This is a genomic window from Herbaspirillum sp. B65, from assembly GCF_000333555.1.
In the GTDB taxonomy this organism is placed as follows: Bacteria; Pseudomonadota; Gammaproteobacteria; order Burkholderiales; family Burkholderiaceae_D; genus Herbaspirillum; species Herbaspirillum rubrisubalbicans.
Genome location: NZ_BADI01000031.1, coordinates 1 through 3,767, shown reverse-complemented (window position 1 = coordinate 3,767; position 3,767 = coordinate 1). Strand labels below are relative to the sequence as shown.

Sequence of the window (3,767 nt, the reverse complement as noted above, 5' to 3'; positions counted from 1 at the left end):
GCCCAGCGCTGTGGTCCTGACCATCAANGGGCAGGCTGATGCTGATGAGCGCGCCCTTGCCGGGGGTCGAGCGGATATCGACTTCGCCGCCGAGAAAGGTGGCGCGTTCGCGCAGGCCGCGCAGCCCATAGGTCTTGTGGTNGTCGCGCCGCTCATCGGGGATGCCCACGCCATCGTCGCGCACGGTCAGGGCCACATGGTCTTCATCGACATCCAGGATCACGTCGACCTTGCTGGCCTTGGCGTGCTTGGTCACGTTGTTGAGCATTTCCTGCAACATGCGGTAGATGGCGATTTCCATCTCATGGCCTACCTCCACGTCTTCATCGGGCAGGCTGGCGCGGCAGATGATGCCGGTGCGCTCATGCAATTCATCGAGCTGTTCCGAGATCGCCGCCTTCAGCCCGAACAGGTCCAGGGTATTGGGCCGCAGCTCGGTCTGGATGCGCCGGGTGGTGGCCACCAGCGACTTCATCAAGCCCTGCATCCGGGTCTTGCGGTCAGCCCATTTATCGTCCGCCGGCAGGATCTGGTAGACCCCTTCCAGGTGCATCGACAAGGCCGTCAGCGAGGCGCCCATGTTGTCGTGCAGCTCGCGGGCGATCGCCCGTTTTTCTTCCTCGCGCACCGTCTCCAGGTGGTTGGTCAGTTCGCGCAGCAGTGCGGTACGTTGGACCACGGTCTTTTCCAGCTGGCTCTCGCGCTGGCGCAGTTCATCCTCGGCCTGCTTGCGTTCGGTGATGTCGGTGCTGATGCCGATCACCCCCTGCACGCTGCCATCCTTGCCGAACCAGGGCACCTTGGCGGTCTGGAAGGTCACCACGCCCTCCGGCAGGTGCAGCGTCTGCTCCAGCTTCTCGGGCTTGCCCGAGGCCATCACGCGGCGGTCGTCACGATCGATGGCCTCGGCCTCTTCAGGCAGCAGGAACAGCTCGCGGCTGGAGCGGTACATGGTCTCTTCCCAGGTCTTGCCCAGCTTGTGCAGGGTGGCCGGATTGGCGAAGATCATCAAGCCCTGGCGATTCTTCACGAAGATCGGGTCGCTGGTGCTTTCGCTGACCGCGTTCAAGAGCGCGCTGGTCTCGGCCAGCTTCTGGGCATTGCGGGTGCGCTCGCCGTATTCGCTGTCGAGTCGGCTGGCCGAGCCCCAGAAGATGAACAGCACGATCACACCGTTGATCAGGGTCAGCGTCGGCAGCACCAGTTCCGGCAGGATCCAGCCGTGGCTCATGCCCCAGTTCAGCAACAGGCTGAAGGCCAGCAGCAGGAACAGCGTCTGCGGCAGCAGGTGGCGCAGCATCTGGCCACCGGGTGCGATGCGCAGGATCACCGCCATGAGCGGATGGCCAGGCCGCGCCATCAACAGTGCCGCCCCCAGCAGCGCCAGCACCAGCGAGGACAGCAAGGACACCGGCAAGGGGAATTGCAGATAGATGAACTGACTGACGTCATACAGGTAACCCACCAGCGGAATGGCCGACAGGGCCATGAGCGTGAAGGCCAGGTATTCGGCCGGATAATAGCCACCCAGCAGACGCCAGTCATGCAGCAGGAGGCTACCAGCCATCAGCACGAAGCCCAGTGACAGCAAGGGTGAGATGGCCAGCGGCGAGATCGGATGGGTGCCATCCAGCGGCAACCAGCCCAGTGCGTACATCAACCCATGCACCAGCGAGCCCAGACCCAGCAGCAGCAACAACAAGGCCAAGCCCAGCCTGACCCGACGCAGCGCTGGCGGCCGCGTCGGCGAATGCATACAGCTCAGATAGAGCGCCAGCGCGCCCAGGATGAAACCAGCCGCCGACAAGGGGCGCAACGCCAGCAGGCCCGAAAGCAGGCGACGGTATTCCTCGCCCAGCAAACCGGTCAACAAGACCACCAGGCCCAGCAGTATCACCGCCATGGACAAGCCCATGGCCAAGGTCACCATGCTGCTGTCATGCGCATGGGAGGCCGCAAAATACTCGACCGAAGCACTGTTCTGGATATCGGCGGATGACGGACGCAAGCCGTCATTGTTTTTCTTCATCGTCGCAAATCCCTTGCTCTTGTGCGACCCGTGCGGCACCCCGGCCCTGCCGGCAAGGTACTCGCCATGATCGGTTCTGATTGTCTGCTGGCATCAAGGTCGCGCCGAACTGCCCTGGCGACTGCTGCCTGACCGCCTATCTCATGCCGCCGGAAAACGTCTCAAATGCCCCCGGCCTGGGCCGGTCCTTGCGGTGAATTATTGCTCGACGATGTGCGTCCGGACTTGCCCGCCTTCTGCCCTGCCAATTCTTCCAGCAGATCGCACAGCAGCGGCAGTTCGGAAGACTTGTCGAAGAAATGCTGCACGCCGCACTGCACGCCCACGCGCCGATAGGTCGGGCTGACATGGTTGCTGAAGACCACCTTGACCTCGCTCTGACGCCGCGTATTGGAACGCGCCAGCGACTGCAACAGGCTCATGCCATTGCCCTGCTTCAACTGGATATCCAGGATCAGCACGTCATAGCTGTGCAACTGCAAATGGCGCAAGGCTTCCAGTTCGCTTTCGGCATGGCCCACCAGATGCACCCCGGCGATTTCCGCCAGGCTCTCCACGATCAGGTCCCGCACGTCCTCCGAATCCTCCACCAGGAAGATCTGCAAGGGCGTCCCGTCGCTGTCGCGCTGGGGCCTGCTGTTGAGAATGTCATCCATGATGCGCCGTACCACTCTTCCTTGCCCGGCGCCGCCCGGTCCTGCTGGCTCGGCACCTAGTCCGCCCGGAACGCCAGGCCTCAATCGATCAGGTTGTTCTTGATCGCGTAATAAATGATGTCCGCATTGTTGGTCATGCTCATCTTCTGCAGCACGCGCGAACGATAGGTACTCACCGTCTTGACCGACAGGCACAGTTCATCGGCGATTTGCGTCACGCCCTGACCCTGGCCCAGTTTGTAGAAGATTTCATACTCGCGCTGCGAAAGCGTTTCATGCAGCGGCTTTTCCGAATCCACCGGTTCGCTGGTGAGCAACTCGGCCACGCCATAGCTGATGTACTTGTGCCCGCGCAGGATGGTGTTGATGGCGTTGACCAGCTCGGTGGCCAGCGCTTCCTTCTGGACATAGCCGGAAGCGCCGCTGCGCAGCACCTGCACCGCATAGCGGCTCTCGGGGTGCATCGACAGCATCAGCACCGGCAACTCCGGCTTTTCACGCTTGATCTGCTTCAATACTTCCACGCCACTCTTGTCGGGCATGGCGATATCGAGCAAGACGATATCCCAGTCCTGGGTACGTACCAGGCGGATGGCTTCTTCGGCCGTACTGGCTTCACCGCCGATTTCCATCGACGGGATTTCCGAAATGAAGTGCTGCACACCTGCCCGCACGACCGCATGGTCATCGACTACAAGTATTTTTGTCATGGCATTTTTGAGCGGTGAATTGAAACTCCAGCGCCGTGGGCGCTGCTTGGTACGGTTTTGTCGTTGTACTCTGGTTGTGGATGCTGCATTGCTTTTCTTCCCTGCAACCGACATCTGCGCATGTCGGTCGCCCTGCATGGCGCTGCCCTGACAGGCCGGTGGCCTGCCCCTGCACGGCGCCAACGGCCTCCAACTATACCTGACGCACCCTGCCCTGTCTTCTTGCAAAATGCACCGACGAACCGATGCACTTGGCAAGAAGCCCATTACNAGCGGCAAAGCGCGGACCCGGTCACAGACCGGTCACGCGCCCACAAGTTCCCGCCCTTTATTGCTTCAAGCGCAGGTCGTTGCGTACCGAGACCACCCCCT

At 61.7% G+C, this 3,767-nt stretch carries 4 protein-coding genes; 1 reads left to right on the top strand and 3 read right to left on the bottom strand.

The features are described from left to right. Positions 1 to 1,930, bottom strand: a 1,930-nt coding sequence (locus tag I5W_RS00655; RefSeq protein ID WP_252716836.1) for a PAS domain-containing sensor histidine kinase, incomplete at its 3' end; no start/stop codon positions are given. Between I5W_RS00655 and I5W_RS33005 the strand changes: the two genes are divergently transcribed. Next, positions 1,914 to 2,099: a hypothetical protein gene (locus I5W_RS33005; RefSeq protein WP_242405719.1), complete on the top strand. Its 186-nt coding sequence runs from the start codon at positions 1,914 to 1,916 to the stop codon at positions 2,097 to 2,099. The two genes, I5W_RS00655 and I5W_RS33005, sit on opposite strands and share 17 nt — an antisense overlap. A 91-nt stretch (positions 2,100 to 2,190) precedes the next feature. Here the strand turns inward: I5W_RS33005 and I5W_RS00650 are convergent, their stop codons facing one another. Next, positions 2,191 to 2,685: a response regulator gene (locus I5W_RS00650; RefSeq protein ID WP_252716835.1), complete on the bottom strand. Its 495-nt coding sequence runs from the start codon at positions 2,683 to 2,685 to the stop codon at positions 2,191 to 2,193. Positions 2,686 to 2,765: 80 nt separating this feature from the next. Beyond that, positions 2,766 to 3,395 carry a response regulator gene (locus I5W_RS00645; RefSeq protein ID WP_017453072.1) on the bottom strand — a complete coding sequence of 210 codons (630 nt, stop codon included), beginning with the start codon at positions 3,393 to 3,395 and terminating at the stop codon, positions 2,766 to 2,768. Between the last annotated feature and the right edge of the window lie 372 nt (positions 3,396 to 3,767).